Annotated in this window: 15 protein-coding genes and 1 pseudogene; 9 read left to right on the forward strand and 7 right to left on the reverse strand. The window is 63.9% G+C overall.

The annotated features are described in order from the left end of the window. Positions 1-16 precede the first annotated feature (16 nt). On the reverse strand, positions 17-1204 hold the full coding sequence (locus tag B208_RS0115100; protein ID WP_007982000.1) for a mechanosensitive ion channel family protein: 1188 nt from the start codon (positions 1202-1204) through the stop codon (positions 17-19). A 125-nt stretch (positions 1205-1329) separates the two neighbouring features. Next, on the reverse strand, positions 1330-1743 hold the full coding sequence (locus B208_RS0115105; protein ID WP_007981997.1) for a hypothetical protein: 414 nt from the start codon (positions 1741-1743) through the stop codon (positions 1330-1332). A 107-nt stretch (positions 1744-1850) separates the two neighbouring features. On the opposite strand from B208_RS0115105, the gene B208_RS0115110 reads away from it, so the two are divergent. Next, positions 1851-3194, forward strand: a complete 1344-nt coding sequence (locus B208_RS0115110; RefSeq protein ID WP_007981995.1) for an outer membrane protein assembly factor BamB family protein — start codon at positions 1851-1853, stop codon at positions 3192-3194. After that, positions 3191-4405, forward strand: coding sequence for an outer membrane protein assembly factor BamB family protein (locus B208_RS0115115; RefSeq protein WP_007981994.1), 1215 nt, complete (start codon positions 3191-3193; stop codon positions 4403-4405). Before B208_RS0115110 ends, B208_RS0115115 begins: the two co-directional genes overlap by 4 nt. On the opposite strand, the gene B208_RS0115120 is transcribed toward B208_RS0115115, so the two are convergent. Next, positions 4402-6045 (reverse strand): acyl-CoA synthetase, encoded by a 1644-nt coding sequence (locus B208_RS0115120; protein WP_007981992.1) that lies wholly within the window; start codon positions 6043-6045, stop codon positions 4402-4404. The two genes, B208_RS0115115 and B208_RS0115120, sit on opposite strands and share 4 nt — an antisense overlap. A 181-nt stretch (positions 6046-6226) precedes the next feature. Here B208_RS0115120 and B208_RS0115125 point away from each other — a divergent pair, with 181 nt between their 5' ends. Further along, the gene (locus tag B208_RS0115125; RefSeq protein WP_007981990.1) at positions 6227-6664 is read left to right on the forward strand and encodes a hypothetical protein; all 438 of its coding nucleotides are present in this window, start codon (positions 6227-6229) and stop codon (positions 6662-6664) included. Here B208_RS0115125 and B208_RS24420 read toward each other — a convergent pair. Beyond that, on the reverse strand, positions 6659-6820 hold the full coding sequence (locus tag B208_RS24420) for a hypothetical protein (RefSeq protein ID WP_007981988.1): 162 nt from the start codon (positions 6818-6820) through the stop codon (positions 6659-6661). The two genes, B208_RS0115125 and B208_RS24420, sit on opposite strands and share 6 nt — an antisense overlap. Positions 6821-6953: 133 nt before the next feature. On the opposite strand from B208_RS24420, the gene B208_RS0115135 reads away from it, so the two are divergent. The 4 genes from B208_RS0115135 (at position 6954) to B208_RS24425 (ending at position 11740) form a co-directional block, all read left to right on the forward strand. Then, entirely contained in the window at positions 6954-9470 is a 2517-nt protein-coding gene (locus B208_RS0115135) for a PAS domain S-box protein (RefSeq protein WP_007981986.1), read from the forward strand. A 57-nt stretch (positions 9471-9527) separates the two neighbouring features. Then, positions 9528-9932, forward strand: coding sequence for a DUF7344 domain-containing protein (locus B208_RS0115140; RefSeq protein WP_007981984.1), 405 nt, complete (start codon positions 9528-9530; stop codon positions 9930-9932). Positions 9933-10160: 228 nt separating this feature from the next. Further along, on the forward strand, positions 10161-11321 hold the full coding sequence (locus B208_RS0115145; RefSeq protein ID WP_026177873.1) for a glutathione-independent formaldehyde dehydrogenase: 1161 nt from the start codon (positions 10161-10163) through the stop codon (positions 11319-11321). 161 nt (positions 11322-11482) lie between these two features. Continuing rightward, positions 11483-11740, forward strand: coding sequence for a hypothetical protein (locus B208_RS24425; RefSeq protein WP_026177874.1), 258 nt, complete (start codon positions 11483-11485; stop codon positions 11738-11740). A 1-nt stretch (position 11741) separates the two neighbouring features. Here the strand turns inward: B208_RS24425 and B208_RS0115155 are convergent, their stop codons facing one another. From B208_RS0115155 to B208_RS0115165, 3 genes are all read right to left on the reverse strand, one after another. After that, positions 11742-12020 (reverse strand): DUF6360 family protein, encoded by a 279-nt coding sequence (locus B208_RS0115155; protein WP_007981977.1) that lies wholly within the window; start codon positions 12018-12020, stop codon positions 11742-11744. An 80-nt stretch (positions 12021-12100) separates the two neighbouring features. After that, positions 12101-13879 carry a nitrite/sulfite reductase gene (locus B208_RS0115160; RefSeq protein WP_007981975.1) on the reverse strand — a complete coding sequence of 593 codons (1779 nt, stop codon included), beginning with the start codon at positions 13877-13879 and terminating at the stop codon, positions 12101-12103. Between the two features lie 106 nt (positions 13880-13985). Further along, positions 13986-14306, reverse strand: coding sequence for a hypothetical protein (locus tag B208_RS0115165; protein WP_007981973.1), 321 nt, complete (start codon positions 14304-14306; stop codon positions 13986-13988). Between the two features lie 328 nt (positions 14307-14634). Between B208_RS0115165 and B208_RS24430 the strand changes: the two genes are divergently transcribed. Both B208_RS24430 and B208_RS24745 read left to right on the forward strand, forming a co-directional pair. Continuing rightward, the gene (locus tag B208_RS24430) at positions 14635-14784 is read left to right on the forward strand and encodes a hypothetical protein (RefSeq protein ID WP_007981969.1); all 150 of its coding nucleotides are present in this window, start codon (positions 14635-14637) and stop codon (positions 14782-14784) included. Then, a pseudogene (locus tag B208_RS24745) lies at positions 14781-15581 on the forward strand (CbiX/SirB N-terminal domain-containing protein); the annotation flags it as partial. The gene B208_RS24430 and the pseudogene B208_RS24745, both read left to right, overlap by 4 nt. Between the last annotated feature and the right edge of the window lie 2 nt (positions 15582-15583).

Here is a 15583-nt window from a genome sequence, read left to right on the forward strand (position 1 = left end):
GCGGGTTCGCGGCGAGTCAGTCGGGTCGGTCCCGCGGGTCGCCTCGATTGCGCCGGTCGTGTCCCTCGTACTGGTCGGGGCGGTCACGCTGGTCCGGGAAGTCACTGACGACCCGGAACCCGCCGGTTTCGTCGCGTCCGGCGACCTCCCGCTGTGGGACGGGTATCTTGATTCCCTCCCGGTCGAAAGCGTGCTTCACCGCCGCGATGACGGCTGTCGTCGCGCGCCATCGACGGCGGCTACTGGGGCGGTCTATCCAAAACCGAAGTTCGAGGATGACGGCGGACTCCCCGAACCCGGTCAGCACGGCGTTCGGTCGCGGGACGTTCAACACCTCGTCCACCTCTTTCATCGCCCTCTTCGCCACGTCGACCCCTCGTTTCGGGTCGGCGTCGTAGTCGATGCCGACCTCCACTTCGATCCTGAGCCGTCCCTTCCGCCCGAAGTTGACGAGCGTGTTCGAAGTCACGAGGTCGTTGGGGAGAACGACGTACTTCCCGGAGAACGTCTCGATTCGGGTCGAGAACAGCGTGATGTCGGTGACGATGCCGTCGGTTTCTCCCCCGTTTTCGAGCGGCACCTGAATCCAGTCCCCGATTTCGAACGGCCGCGAGAACATGAGCGTGAATCCCGCGATGAGCGCGCTCAGCGTCTCGTTCGCGGCCAACCCGATGATGATGCCGAGGAACCCTGCACCGATGAGGAACGCTCGGACGTCCACCTGCCAGACGCTCAACAGCAACAGTCCGGCGAGGAGGTACACCGCGACTTCGGTGAGTCGGGAGAACACCTCGCTCTGATGGCTGGTGAGGCCCCCGGTTTCGGTCGTGAATCGGTCCACGGCACGAACGAGCATTCCCGACCCGATGTAGGCCGCCGCGACGACGCCGACGGTGATGACGATTCGAAGCCCGGCGGACGTGAGCTGCGAGAACACGTCGACGGTCGGCGCGTTCGGCGCGGCGCTGGCCCAGAGCGACAGGGCGCTCTGGCCGATGAAGAGCGCGACGAGGCCGCTCACGACGAGGAGGACGACATCGACGACGCGGGGGTCGACCTGTCGCTTCAGCCGCGGCGCTATTTTCCACAGCACCCACACGACGAAGACGAGGATGACGAGGAGAAACGTCGATTGTAAGACTCGCGCTTCGGGCAGGGGAAGCAGTTCGGCGAGTCCGAGAGAGTTGGTCCACAGATTGGTCATGGTGAATCTCCGGTGTCGTCGTCGCCGGTTCCGCACCGGCCGAACTCCGACCACGGGATTCCGAGTCAATCGCGCTCTGCTTCAGTGTATTGGGCGGAAAAACGACCTCGCCGTGGCCGACGTCATCACTCCGCGTTCGAACTTCCCGCCGTCTGTATCGTCCAGTCGGCCGATTCGCGCAAGTAGTCGGGAATCTCGTCGTCGTCAAGTTTCTCGTGGAGGTAGATCGTCTCCTCCTCGACCGCGCCGCGGCCGAGGTCCACGAACAATCGCTGGAGTCCGTTGCGCCACTCCGCGTCCACCAGCTGTCGCCAACACGCCTCGAACGCGTCCTGTTCGGAGCCCGTCGGACCCCCGCTTTCGCGCGCGATTTCGAGGCAACACTCCGGGCAGTTGCGGACGGAGACGGGTTTCGTGAGCGCGTGCACGTGACCGTCGAAGGTGACGACCGGCGCTTGCTGTTCCATCTCGCCGTGGCGGTCGCACGTCGCGCTTTCGGGTTCGGTTCCGATGTACATCGGGCGTCTGTTCTGGGACATGGTTGGAGGAGAAGAAGTATCGACTGACGAGAGTATCAAGCTACTGGCGGCGAGCACCCCCGTCACAGAAAGCTCATGTAGGGGGCGTAACAATCGGCACAATCGACATGACCCTCCAGCGTCCTAGTCGGCGGCGGTTCGTCGCCGCCCTCGGCGTCGGTGCGGTCGGCGCGCTCGCCGGGTGTTCCGGCGATTCGTCGCCGACGAACTCGTCGCTCGAACGGTCCGACGACGAGTGGCCGGTCGCCCACGGGACGCCGACGAACGTCGGCTACTCTCGCGCGCGAAACACACCCCGAAGTGACCCGAAGCTCGCCGAGTGGAAACTCTGGGTCATCGCGCGGTCCGAGTCGGTAATCGAGAAAGAAACCGTCCAACACGGTCGCGTGAGCAGTCCGGTCGTCGCGGACGGCACCGTGTTCGTGGCGACCGGTCTCCCCGGCCGCAGGCCGGACGGGGATGGCGCGCTCGTCGCCCTCGACGCCACTACCGGGGAACCAGAGTGGTCGGTGAGACTACCCGACGGGGGGTCGGGAACGCCCGCCGTCGCGGACGGCCTCGCGTTCGTCGGGTCGAACGACCGGGCGCTGACCGCTTTCGACGCGGCTTCGGGCGACGTCCGCTGGCGAACCACGACGGGCGCGCCCGTCGGAACCCCCGCCGTCGCCGGAGCCCACGTTTACGTCGGCGACCGAGAGGGGTCCGTCCACGCGTTCCGACGGACGGACGGAACCCTTCGCTGGCGGTACGGACAGCGGCCCCTCAAATCGTTCTTCTCGCACAAGCGGTGGCGGATACGCGCCAAACCCGCCGTCACCGAGGACACCGTGTACGTCACCACGGGTATCGGGTTCGATGACACCACCGAGACCCGCGCCGGGAACCTCCTCGCGCTGTCCCGCTCGGGCGGCGACGAGCGCTGGCGCTACGAGTACCGACCGCGATACGGGAGCCACGACCTGCCGCGGGCACCGGTCGTCGCGGACGGGACGGTCTACGTCGGTCAGTCCATCCTCCACGCCGTCGATGCGGCTGACGGGTCGAAGCGGTGGCGGTTCAACTCGGGATACGAGACGGTCAGCGCGCCCGCCGTCCGCGACGGGACCGTTTACGTCTCCTCGAAGAACGTCTACGCCCTCTCCGCGGACGACGGAACCGAACGGTGGCGGTTCGTGAACCTCTCGAAGGATTCGTACCGCGACGAGAGCCGCGTGCCGATGGAGAGCGCGCCGGTCGTCGCGAACGGAACGGTCTACGTCGGCGCGGGCGCGCTCGACGCATCGTCGGGAAAACGGCTGTGGGGGAACGTCGGGAACCGGGAGGATGACGACTTCTTCTCCGATTTGAGCGACGCGAACGCCGTCGTCGAGGGTCCGGCGGTCACCGACGGTGCGGTGTTCGTGGCGACGCAGTACGGTGCCATCCGGCGGGCGACGCGGGGTGACGAATGAAGCGCCGCGCCTTCCTCGCGGCGGGCGGCCTCGCGCTCGGTGCGGGCTGTTCCGACCTGCTGGCCGACTCGAAGAAAACGGAGCAGTCCCCGCCGCCGGAAGAGTGTGCCATCGACCCGAGCGTGACGCCCGGCACGTCCGACTGGACGAGCAAGCGCGGCGGGCCGAAAAACACCGGTTCGGTGCCGAGCGACGACGTTCCCGCGCCGCCGCTTCGCATCGACTGGACGTACACGATGGGCGGACACACGGGTGTGTCCCCTCCGGTCGTCGCGCACGAGACGGTGTACACCACGAACCTCGATAGGGAAGTTCACGCGGTGGACGCGAAGACGGGGGAACACCGGTGGCAAGCGAACGTCTCGGTGAGTTCGGCGGCGGCGGTCGCCGGAGGTCGCGTGTTCGTCGCGGACGACGGCTCCGTCACGGCGCTCGACGCGATGAGCGGCGAGCAGCGCTGGCGGACCGACTCCGACGTCGGGGCGCACCTGCTCAGCGGCGGCGTGCAGGCGACCGAGCGGACGGTGTTCGTCTCCGGGGACATTTTCCTGTCCGCGTTCGACGCCGAGACGGGCGAGCGACGGTGGCGCTTTTCGACCGGACTGGAGACGAAGTGCCGTCCCGCAATCGCCAATGGAACGGTCTACGTCGGGAGCGACGACACCTCCGTCTACGCGCTGGACGCCGAGACGGGTGAGCGACGATGGCGATACAAAACCGACGGACGCATCAACTGTGACCCCGCGGTTGCCGACGGTGGGGTGTACGCCGCTTCGGACGACGGGAACCTGTACGTGCTCGACGCCGAGATGGGCGAGAAGCGGTGGCGAAAGGAGGTCGGGACCGTCGGCCATCTCGCGGTGGACGGCGGCCACGTCTACGTGGGGTTCGGGGGCCAGTACGGGCCGACGATGGACGCGTTTACCGCGGCGTCCGGGACCGCGTGTTGGTCATCGGAGGAGTACGTGTCGGGCTACGCCAGCGGCATCGCCGCGAGTTCCGAGTACCTCTACCTCCCCGTCGGGTCGCTCAGCGGGTCCTACTCGGTGACGCTCGGCGCGCTCGACCCGAAAACCGGAGAAACCGCGTGGCGATTCCCGAACTCGAACGCGCGGTTCGACAATGGCCCCGCCGTCGTGGACGGTGCGGTCTACGCCGCCGGTATGGGGACCGACGGGTTGACCGTCGCCCGGTTCGTTCCGAAGGATTAGTCCTCGTCGCGCAGTTCCGTCCGGCGAATCTTCCCGGTCACGGTTTTCGGGAGTTCGTCCACGAACTCGACCTCGCGGGGGTACTCGTGGGCGGACAGTTCCTCCTTGACGTGGGTCTGAATGTCCTCCGCGAGGTCGGGCGACGGCTCCGCGCTCGCGCTCGGGACGACGTATGCCTTCACGATGTTGCCCCGCTCGCGGTGGGACTTGGGCACCACGGCGGCCTCCGCGACTGCGGGGTGTTCGCCGAGCGAACTCTCGACCTCGAAGGGACCGATGCGGTAGCCCGAGGAGATTATCACGTCGTCGGCGCGGCCCTCGAACCAGACGTAGCCGTCCTCGTCGAGGTGGCCGAGGTCGCCGGAGAGATACCAATTGTTCACGAAACAGTCCGCCGTCTTCTCGGGCTTGTTCCAGTACTCGGCGAAGAAGCACGGATAATCCCCGCGCTGAGCGATTTCGCCGGTTTCGCCGGGGTCGAGGGGTTCGCCGCTTTCGGGGTCCACGACGGCGGCCTCGATGCCGGGGAGCGGTTTGCCCATGCTTCCCGGCCGAACCTCCATCGTCGGGTAGTTGTTGATTATCATGTTGCCCGTCTCGGTCTGACCGTAGGTGTCGTGGATGGTGACGCCGAGGGTCTCCTCGCCCCACTCGACCACGCCCGCGGATAGCGGTTCGCCGATGGAGAGCGCGTGGCGGAGGTCGAGGTCGGCGTCGTCCAGTACCGACTCGTTTTCCCGAAGCATCCGGTAGGCGGTCGGGACGCTGAACAGCACCGAGATGGGGTACTCGTCCAACAGGCCCGCCCACGTCTCGGGGTCGAACTCGCCCTCGTAGGTGAACAGCGTCGCACCCCAGAACCACGCGCCGAGCGTGTTGATGGGGCCGGTCAGCCATCCCAAGTCGCCGGTGGACCAGTAACAGTCGCCGGGTTGCAGGTCCACGGCGAAGCGTTGGGTCGCGGCGACACCGGCGACCCAGCGGTGTTTGTGGAGGACGCCTTTCGCCAGTCCCGTCGTTCCGCTCGTGTAGTACAGCAGCGCGTTGTCCTCGCCGCCCGTCTCGGCCGTCTCGTACTCTTTTTCCGCATCCTCCATCGCGGCGCGATAGCTGACGTCGCTGCGTCGAATCCCCGTCCCGTCGTCGCTGATGACGATGACGTGTTCGACCGAAGGGGCGTCTTCGAGCGCCTTCTCGATGGTGTCCCGGTTCGACGCCGTGGTGATGACCGCTTTCGCGTCGCAGTCGTCCAGTCGGTAGGCGATGCCGTCCGGGCCGAAGCGCTCGTTGACGCCGCCCCAGACGCCGCCCGCTTTGAGCGTCCCGATGAGCGCGACGTAGTGCTCCGGGATTCGCGGCAGGTAGGAGAACACCCGGTCGCCGGAGTCGATGCAGTCGGAGAGAACGTTCGCAAAGCGGTTGGACTCCTCGGCCAGTTCCCAGAAGGTGAGCGTTTCCCGCTCGCCGTTCTTGCCCGCGTAGTACAGCGCGACTTTCCCACGGTCATCCGCGTGTCGGTCACAAACCTCGTGGGCGATGTTCAGTCGCTCGGGTGCATCCCAATCGGCTTCCGCGAAAATGTCGTCCCACTCGAACCTCTCTCGTTCACTGTCGTAATCGTGAAGATTGTGACCGTTCATCACGGGGAACGTCGTAGACTGAACGTATAATTATTATCTAACGATGCAATCACTTCCGGCTGCGGTTCGTTTCGAGGACACCAGTCGGCGAGCGGTCGCAGAACGGAGAGCCGCCCCGTCTAAAAATGGGTGAAAGCGAAACCAGAGATGGAATGACGATACTGGTGGATAGCATACGTCGATGGAGGACGACGAGCCCCTGCCGGATGTTTCGTCGGTGTCACCACCCAACGACCGTCGGAGCGACTCCCATCGCTCTCCGCTCGTCGTCGATACCGCGGAGTCCCTCGCCCGTCTCTTTTCGGTGCTCGCGGACGCGGAACCCCGACACATCATCTACGTCCTCTTTCACCACGACGAGACTACGATTGCGCTCCCGAGACTCGTGCGCTCGGTCGCCACGATTTCGGACGTAGACGACCGGACCCGACTGCGCGAACGGATGGTTCGAATGCACCTCCCGCGACTCGGGTTCGTCGGAATCGTCGATTACGACCTCACCGGTGACCCTCACGTCTGGCTCTCCACGAACACGGACATCGTGGACAAGGAGCTGCTCTACGACGTCGTAAAGCGGAGTTACCGGTACGAGCGGAGAGGTGTCGAAGCCGAATCATAGATAACGGCCGTTCGAGTATCCGAAGACGGCTCGCGGCATCGCTCCCCATTCGACCGAACGGAGCGTCGAACCCGTTTCCGTCGCACCGAGCGTGTGCCCGTCGGCTTCGAGGACGAACTCAGCAACCGGACCCGCGACTTCGACGAACGTGTTCATGGAAGGTAACGGCAACCGACGTCCCAGTGTGTTCTACCCGTATATACAAGCGGTTTAAATACTCCATCCCCTGCCCATCGTTCGGACGTCGGGCAAAAGCCTCTTACTCATCGACTGCGTGATTCTCCCAACCATGACCGAACCGCTTTCGAACGAAAATCTCTCCACGCGGTCCTCGCTCGCCGAGACGGAAACCGAAGCGGAGACCGCCTTTTTCAAGCACATCGTCCGGGATGCGCTCGATGCGGTGGTGACGATTTCCGAGAACGGAACCATCGTATTCGCGAACGAGGTGGCGGGACGACTCTTCGGTTACGACCAAGACGAGTTGCTCGACGAGTCGATACGGAGTCTCTTCCCGGAGCGACATCAAGAGACCTATCTCGACGAGTTTCGACGGCAGGTCGAGAACGCGGACTCGACGGTCGAACACAGCGGTCTCGAACGAACCGCAATCCGTCGAGACGGGGAGGAGTTTCCGGTTTCCTTTTCGCTCCGGGAACACCGGTATCACGACCGGCGACTGTTCACCGCCACGATTCGAGACATCTCCGAACGGAAACGACGGCAACGGGAACTGGAAACCGTCACCGAAAAGTATCGAACGCTGGTCGATACCGCGCCCGATGCTATCTTTCTCGCCGACGCGGAAACGGGGACGATTCTGGAAGCGAACCGGGCGGCGTCCGAACTCCTCGACCGGCCGATAGAGGAGATCGAGGGGATGCACCAGTCCGAACTCCACCCCGAGGACGACCGCGACCGATACGAACGGCTGTTCGATCGACCGCGCGAAAGCGACGCGTCCGTTCCGGACAGCCACGGCCTTTCGGTGGTCGATTCGAACGGGAATCGCATCCCCGTGTCCATCAACTCGAACTCGACCGAGCTGAACGGGCGACGAGTGGTTCAAGGCATCTTCCACGACATCAGCGACAGGAAGCGGCGCGAGGAGGCCCTGAACAGGTTACACGCGACGACGCACGAGATGCTCGAAACGTCGTGCCCCGAAACCATCTGTCAACGTGCGGTGGAAACCGCGGCCGACGTGCTCGACCTGCCCGCGACGGGCATCTACCTCCTTTCGGAGGACGACGACGTGCTCGAACCGGTCGTGATGACCGAACGGGTCGAGAACCTGTTCGACGGTGACGTTCCGACGTACACGTCCGACGATGACCTCGCGTGGGACGTGTTCGAAACGAACGAACCGAGGGCCATCTCCGACTTCGATGCGACGCCCAGCGTGGCGGACCGGGACACGCCGGTTCGAAGCGGTATCATCGTTCCGCTCGGCGAACACGGAATCTTCATCACCGCGTCCACGACCCCCCGCGATTTCGACCGCATCGACTTCGACCTGATGCGGGTGCTGGCCACCAACACCGAGACGGCCCTGACACGGGCCGAACGCGAGCGCGACATCGCCCGACAGCGCGACGAGTTGACGACGCTGAACCGCATCAACGCCATCGTTCGGGATATCAATCAAGCCCTCGTCGCCGCGCCGTCGCGCGAGGAGATCGAACGGACCGTCTGTGAACGGTTCGCGGATTCGAGCGTCTATCACGGTGCCCTCATCGCAACGCTCTCGTCGACCGAGGAGCGGTTGGTGGTTCAGACGGCCGCCGGTATCGACGACGACTATCTGGACCTGATTACGGAGTTAGGGCCCAAGTCGAAACGCGGGGGTGCCGGGACCGCCCTCCAAACGGGACAGTTCAACGTCGTCGAGGACGTGTCGTCCTTGTCGTCGTTGCCGCAGTCGTTCACATCCGCCGCCAACGAACGCGGGTACGGTTCCATCGCGTGTATTCCCATCAGTTACCGCGGAACCACCTACGGCGTGTTGGTCGTGTACGCGACCAAACTGACGTCGGTCAGCGAGCGCGAGCGGAGCGTGTTCAGCGAGTTGGGGGAAACCATCGGCCACGCCATCAACGCCGTCGAGAGCAAGAAACTCCTCTACTCCGACAGCGTTCTCGAACTCGAATTCTCGATCACGAACACGGGTTCGTTTTTCGTCGTCACGTCCGAGGAACTCGGCTGTTCGTTCGAACTCGATGGCGTCGTCCCTCGACGGGACGACGTGTATCTGTTTTACGTGACGTTGAGCGGGGCTCCCTCCGAGAAGGTCATCGAACGCGCGGACGAGTCACCCATGGTCGAACACGTCCGTGTCATCCAAGAGACCGGCGACGAAACCCTGTTGGAGGTGGCGCTTTGCGGAACCGAAACGTCCGCCCAAGCGCTCATCGAACGCGGTGCCTACGTCCAACGTGGTTCGATAGAAGACGGAAAGGGAAGCATCGTCGTCGAAGTCCCGGCGAACACCCGCGTTCGTCCCTTCTTGGACGCCGTCGAGGAGGTGTACGAGGAGACGAGTCTGCTCTCGAAGCAGTCCCGCGACCGGCCGTTTCACTCGACCTCCGAGTTCTACCACGAACTGGGCGAGACGCTCACCGAACGACAGGCCGAAATCCTGCAAGCGGCGTATCTCGCGGGATACTTCGACTACCCCCGCGCGAGTTCGGGGGCGGAGCTGGCCGACACGCTGGATATCTCCTCGCCCACGTTTCACCAACACCTCCAAACGGCCGAGCGAAAACTCCTCTCGCTGCTGTTTTCGGAGCGTCCACGGATAGACTGACCCCGATACCTCAGTACTGAGGCAAAGGACTGGTGCCCCCGGAACGGATTGTAGGTGATGATGAGCGACTCGGAGCAACCAAACGACACACATCTCGAAACGAGTCGACGACACCCGGAGGAGGAGAGTGACAGTTCGTTACCGCCGGGAACCGTGGAGCGAATCCTCTCGGATGCACAGCGGCGTGCTCTCTGCCAGTATCTCGTCGAATCGCCGCTTACGACGATGGACGAACTCATCGACTTGCTCGTTCAGCACGACGATTTCCGCGGTCGTGAGACGGCGCTGATTCGCCTCCACCACATTCACCTGCCGATGTTGGAAGATTGCGGTATTCTGACGTACGAAGCACGGAGCGAAACCGTCCGGTATTGGGGACACGAGGAACTCGAACGACGACTCGAACTGTGCCGCGACTCGGAGACGGACGACGTGAACGACCATCCGAAAAGTCGGACGTGAACGTCGCCGACGAACGCGAGTAGCGATAGTGTATTTTCGGACAACCGACAAAGATTGCTGAGACGTTTCACTCATCGTCCACTCTCCCTGTACGCCTTCAACCGTTCGACACGTTTGCCGAGGAAAGGAGCGCTGTGAAGGCTCTGTTCACTCCGAAGCTACCATATCAATTCGAATAACGACATACGTGAGAGTAGCGTGCCCTCTTTGGGGTGGATTGAAATGTCAATGGAAGCGGTCGTGTACCAAGGACCGCACGACGTAGACGTAGAAGAGGTAGATGAACCGGAGATAGAGCACCCGAACGATGTCGTCATCGACATCACCACGACGGCCATCTGCGGGTCGGACCTCCACATGTACGAGGGGCGAACCGACGCCGACCCCGGTATCGTCTTCGGGCACGAGAACATGGGAATCGTGGACGAGGTGGGCGACGGCGTGACGACGCTCGAGGAGGGTGACCGCGTCGTCCTTCCGTTCAACGTCGCCTGTGGCGTGTGTAAGAACTGTGAAAACGGCTATACCGGCTTCTGTCTGAACGTGAATCCCGGCTTCGCCGGGGGGGCGTACGGATACGTCGCCATGGGGCCGTACAAGGGCGGACAGGCCGAGAGACTCCGCGTGCCGTTCGCGGACTTCAACGCTCTCAAACTTCCGGAAGGGAGGGAACACGAGGATTCGTTCATCCTGCTCGCGGACATCTTCCCGACGGGATGGCACGGGACGGAACTGGCGAACCTTCAACCGGGCGAATCCGTCGCCATCTTCGGTGCCGGACCGGTCGGACTGATGGCCGCCTACAGCGCCAAAATCAAGGGCGCGGCGGAGATTTACGTGGTCGATAGGGTCGACAGCCGACTCGAACTCGCCGAGAAACACTGCGATGCGACGCCCATCAATTTCGAGGAGTCGGACCCGGTGGAGCAGATAAAGAGCATCCACGGCGGCGGCGTGGACAAGGGCGTCGATGCGGTCGGCTATCAAGCCATCGACCCGGAGACGGACGTGAGCGACGACGCCTACGACCCGGCGCGGGAGAACCCGGCCGTGGTCCTCAACCAACTGATTCAGGTCGTCCGGGCGACCGGTCAACTCGGCGTCCCCGGACTGTACGTGCCCTCGGACCCCGGAGCGCCGGACGAGATGGCCGCACAGGGTCGCCTCGGCATCGACTTCGGGAAGTTCTTCGAGAAGGGGCTGAAGGTCGGCACCGGCCAGTGTAACGTCAAGGAGTACAACCGAGAACTCCGCGACCTGATAATTCAGGGGCGCGCCGACCCGAGTTTCGTCGTCTCACACCGCGTGGACCTCGAAGAAGCGCCCGAGATGTACGAGCGCTTCGACAACCGCGAGGAAGGCGTGACGAAAGTGCTGCTCGAACCCTGAGTCGAAGCCACGACCAACTCTTTTTGTGTCGATACCCGTCGAACGACGACATCGGTCCGACGTGACGAGCGACTGGTATGCGAAAAAGTAATAAATACCTTTCTGAGTATGAGCACGGGTTAATGCGTGTCCGCCCCCTCCGTTTAAACGGTGGTGAGCACATGGAAATGCGGGGGAGACGGAGCGCGCGCCGGGACGAGCGTCAGCGGCAGTTGCGCCAGATAGCTCGACTACAGCGTCAGCTGAACGAACAACGCCGGAAGATAGACGAACTGGAGCGTATCCGGGATACGGTCCTGCGTACCTCGTCGGGGTCGGCCACGTACGAGGGAACCTGCGCGGAGTGCGGTATCGGCGTCATCGTTCGGGAGCACGACACGCTTCGGTGTTCCTCGTGTGGCTTTCGGTGCCACCTCTGACCTACTCCGCGTCCTCGACTTTTTCCGCGTATCGCTCCAGTTCGCCCGCGAGCGTTCGCGCCTCGTCGGGCGACAGCGACACGGTTTCTGCGTGCGCGGGGAGGTTGTCGAGGGAGGTGTTGTCCAGTTCGAGTTGGAGCAACACCTCGTCGGGGTCGTTTCGCGGCGTTTTGACGTTCAGTACGGCCATCGCCTCGTCCGTCCAGCCGTGGCCCTCCGCCACGGCGTTCAGCAGGTCGAAGGTCGTGTAGGCCGTCACCGAGAGCACGCGGTCGGCCATCTCAGTCGCCCCCGGAAACAGCGCGAGACGGTCGCCTTCGGCGCTGCGACTCGCTGGCTTCCGGGACTCCTTCGCTGCACTCAGTCATCGCCGGAAATCGCGTCCACCGGACTGTTCGGGGCCGGACTCGACTCCATGTCGTCGTCCTCGGCGTACGGATACCACGTCTTCTTCGTGTTGTGCATGTACGGGTCCTCGTAGCTGGTTTCTTCCGGGCTGGCGAGGGTTTCGAGTTCGTCGGCGTGGAGCGAGTTCACGAACTCGCGGAACGTCTGGCCGTCCTCGCGTCGGGCCGCGAAGCCCTCGACGAGGTTCCGAATCGCGCCGGGAACCTCGTCCACGGCGATGCGCTCCTGTATCCACGTCGCAAAGCTCGGGTCCTTTCCGAGGCCGCCGCCGACGCCGATGTCGAGCGCCTCGACGGTTTCGCCGTCCTTTCTCGTCTTCATGCCGCGGAGGCTGATGTCGGCGATTTGGGGTTGCGCACAGGACGCGGTACATCCCGAGAGGTGGATGTGGAAGTTCGACACGTCCTCCGGAAGCTCGACGTTCTCCTTGAGCCAGCGCGAGAGGCGCACTTGGCGGTTCTTCGTCTCCACGATGGAGAGCGAACAGAACTCCGTCCCGGTGCAGGCGATGGAGCCGCGCTGGAACGGGTGCGGGTCCGGGCTGTAGCGCTCCAAGACGGGTTCGTCGAGCATGGCGTCGAGCCGCTCTTCCGGCACGTCCATCAGGATGATGTTCTGGCGCTGGGTGAGCCGCGCCTCGCCGGAGCCGTACTTCTCGGCGACATCGGCAATCTCTATCATCTCTTCCGCGCCGACGCGGCCGACGAGGACGTTCAGGCCGACGTAGTAGTTGCCGTTGGGTTGCTCGTGGACGCCAACGTGGTCCGCGTGGCCGTGGTCGTCCGGGACGCCAGCGTTGTACGAGTACTCCTCGCGGAGGTCCTCGCCCGCCGTCTTGAGGTAGAAGTCCACGTACTCCTCCTGCAGCGTCTCGCGGACCTTCTCCGGCCCCCACTCGTCCACGAGGAACTTGATGCGGGCGCGGCGACGGTTGTCGCGGTTGCCGTAGTCGCGGAACAGCCCCGAGAGGCCGCCGAGAATCGGCGTAACTTCGTCGGGTTCGGCGAACACGTCGATGTCGCGGGCGAAGCGCGGTTCGCGGCCCGCCAGTCCGCCGCCGAGGCGGATGTTGAACCCGCGGACGGTTTCGCCGTCGATGTTTTTCTCCGCGGGTTCGATACCCACGTCGTTGATGTCGCCCTGTCCGCAGCCCTCGCGGCACCCCGTCACCGACACCTTCCACTTCCGCGGCAGGTTGGCGTACTCCGGGTTGCCCTTGAAGTTCTCGTTGAGGTCCTTGACGACGGGAAGCGCGTCCACGAACTCGCGTTTGTCCTTCCCGGCGACCGGACAGCCGACGATGTTCCGCCACGAGTCACCGCAGGCCTGTTTCGTGGAGAGGCCCGCCTCGTCCAAACGGTCCCAAATCTTCGGCACGTCCTCGATGTTTATCCAGTGCAGTTGGACCGCCTGCCGCGTCGTCACGTCGGCGTAGCCGTTGCCGAACTCGGGGTTCGCGGCCGGACCGGTGGCGAAGTCGCGGGCGATTTCGCCGATGACTCGCAGTTGTCCGGGTTCGAGCACGCCGCTCGGCGGCCCGATGCGCATCATGAAGTAGCTCTCTTGGCCGTCGCGCTGGTGGTACAGCCCCCACCATTTGAACCGCTCGAACCACGCGTCGTGTTCGTCCTCCGGGATGGCCTCCCAGCCCTCCTCGGCGAATCGACGCATGTGGTCCTTGATCTCTTCCCCATAGATATCATCCTTCCATTTCTCTACGTCGGTCGGCATGGGAATCGCTACAGCACACACGCCTAAACACCCCATCTCCGCGTCAATGTCCGCCGGGGGTCGGAAAAAGCGGCAAGTATCGCGGGAACATGGTAGCGACCCCTCCCTAGTCCGAGAACCGGGCGTTCGACGGTCGTTGGCCCCCTTCGTAGTCGATGGAACGGAATTCGTCTCCGTCGGCGCGTCCGATTCGAAGCCACCCGGTCGCGCCCCGTTCTCCACAGCCGATGCACTGTCCCGCCGCACGGGCTTCCACCCACGGACCGTCCACTCCGATGTCGGTGAACACCTCGACGAGGAACAACGCGGTATCACAATCACAGACGTCGTGGTCCACGAGCGGCCAGATATCGCTTACGCCGACGATTCGGGTATTGTTCACGTTGACCCACGCACCCTCGTCCAGCGTCCGAACCGCAGTTACCATGCCCTATCTCCGCGTCTCCGAACCCTCAATACATCGGCGGACGCAATCCCCGCCGAATCACTTGACGCGTCGAAACCGGTTGAACGCTCGATACCTGCACGGCCACCCTATTTCCTGCACGAATTGCCGGAATACGGCGGTCGGAGATAGCAGTGGTTCTTACCGGTATGTGGGAGCAGTGGCCGGAATTACGGGTAGAGACGCGATTTAGGGGGCAGGCGACAAAGCGGGTTGTGATGAACATCAGCTATTCAGCCACGCGCCGATTGACGGACCGGTCGGTCGCCGAAACGACGGACGAACGGTTCACCGCACGGGGTGACGGACGGTGAGCGAAAAGCCGGTGGCCGAACAGACGGTCAGCGAACCGCGCGACGACGACCACTTGAAGGGCGTCCCGGACGGTGCGGGATGCACGGAAATCTGGGAGCACCTCTCCGACGGTCGGGACGAGGAGGACGACGAACCGGAAGAATGACGGCGGACACGGCGCTCGTCCTCGTCGGGCACGGCTCACATCGGAACTCGGGGTCCGCCAGACCGGTGTACGACCACGCCGACGAGCTTCGCTCTCGGGGAATCTTCGCCGAGGTGCGCGAGGCGTTCTGGAAGGAAGCGCCGTCGCTTCGGAACGTCCTTCGAACGGTCGAGTCGACCGACGTGGTCGTCGTCCCACTTTTCACCAGCGAGGGGTATTTCACGGAACAGGTGCTCCCCCGTGAGCTCCGACTTACCGACGAGTGGGACCTCGACGTGGACAAGCGAGTTCGCTACGCCGACCCGGTCGGGACCCACGAATCGATGGCCGACGTCATCGTCGAACGTGCCGAACACGTCACCGGCGACCCGTCCGTGGGCCCGGGCGTCGGGTTGGCAATCGTCGGCCACGGCACCGAACGAAATCCGAGAAGCGCGAAGGCGACCCGCGACCACGCGAACGCCATCGACCACCGCGAGCGCTTCGACGAGGTGCGCGCGCTGTTCATGGACCAAGCGCCGTACATCGACGACCTGACCGACCACTTCGAGAGCGACGAACTCGTCGTCGTCCCGCTGTTCGTCGCCGACGGCTACCACACCCAAGAGGATATTCCGGAGGACATCGGCCTGACCGACGACGCCGAATCGGGGTATCCCGTTCCCGCCGACGTCGATGGCAAACGGGTCTGGTACTCGGGTGCCGTCGGAACCGAACCGCTCGTCGCGGACGTCGTCATCGAGCGAGCGCGAGCGACGCTCGACGACGGGGATGAGCCGGTCGAAACCACAGAGCAGGC

Origin of the sequence: Haladaptatus paucihalophilus DX253 (genome assembly GCF_000376445.1) — an archaeon.
GTDB lineage: Archaea > Halobacteriota > Halobacteria > Halobacteriales > Haladaptataceae > Haladaptatus > Haladaptatus paucihalophilus.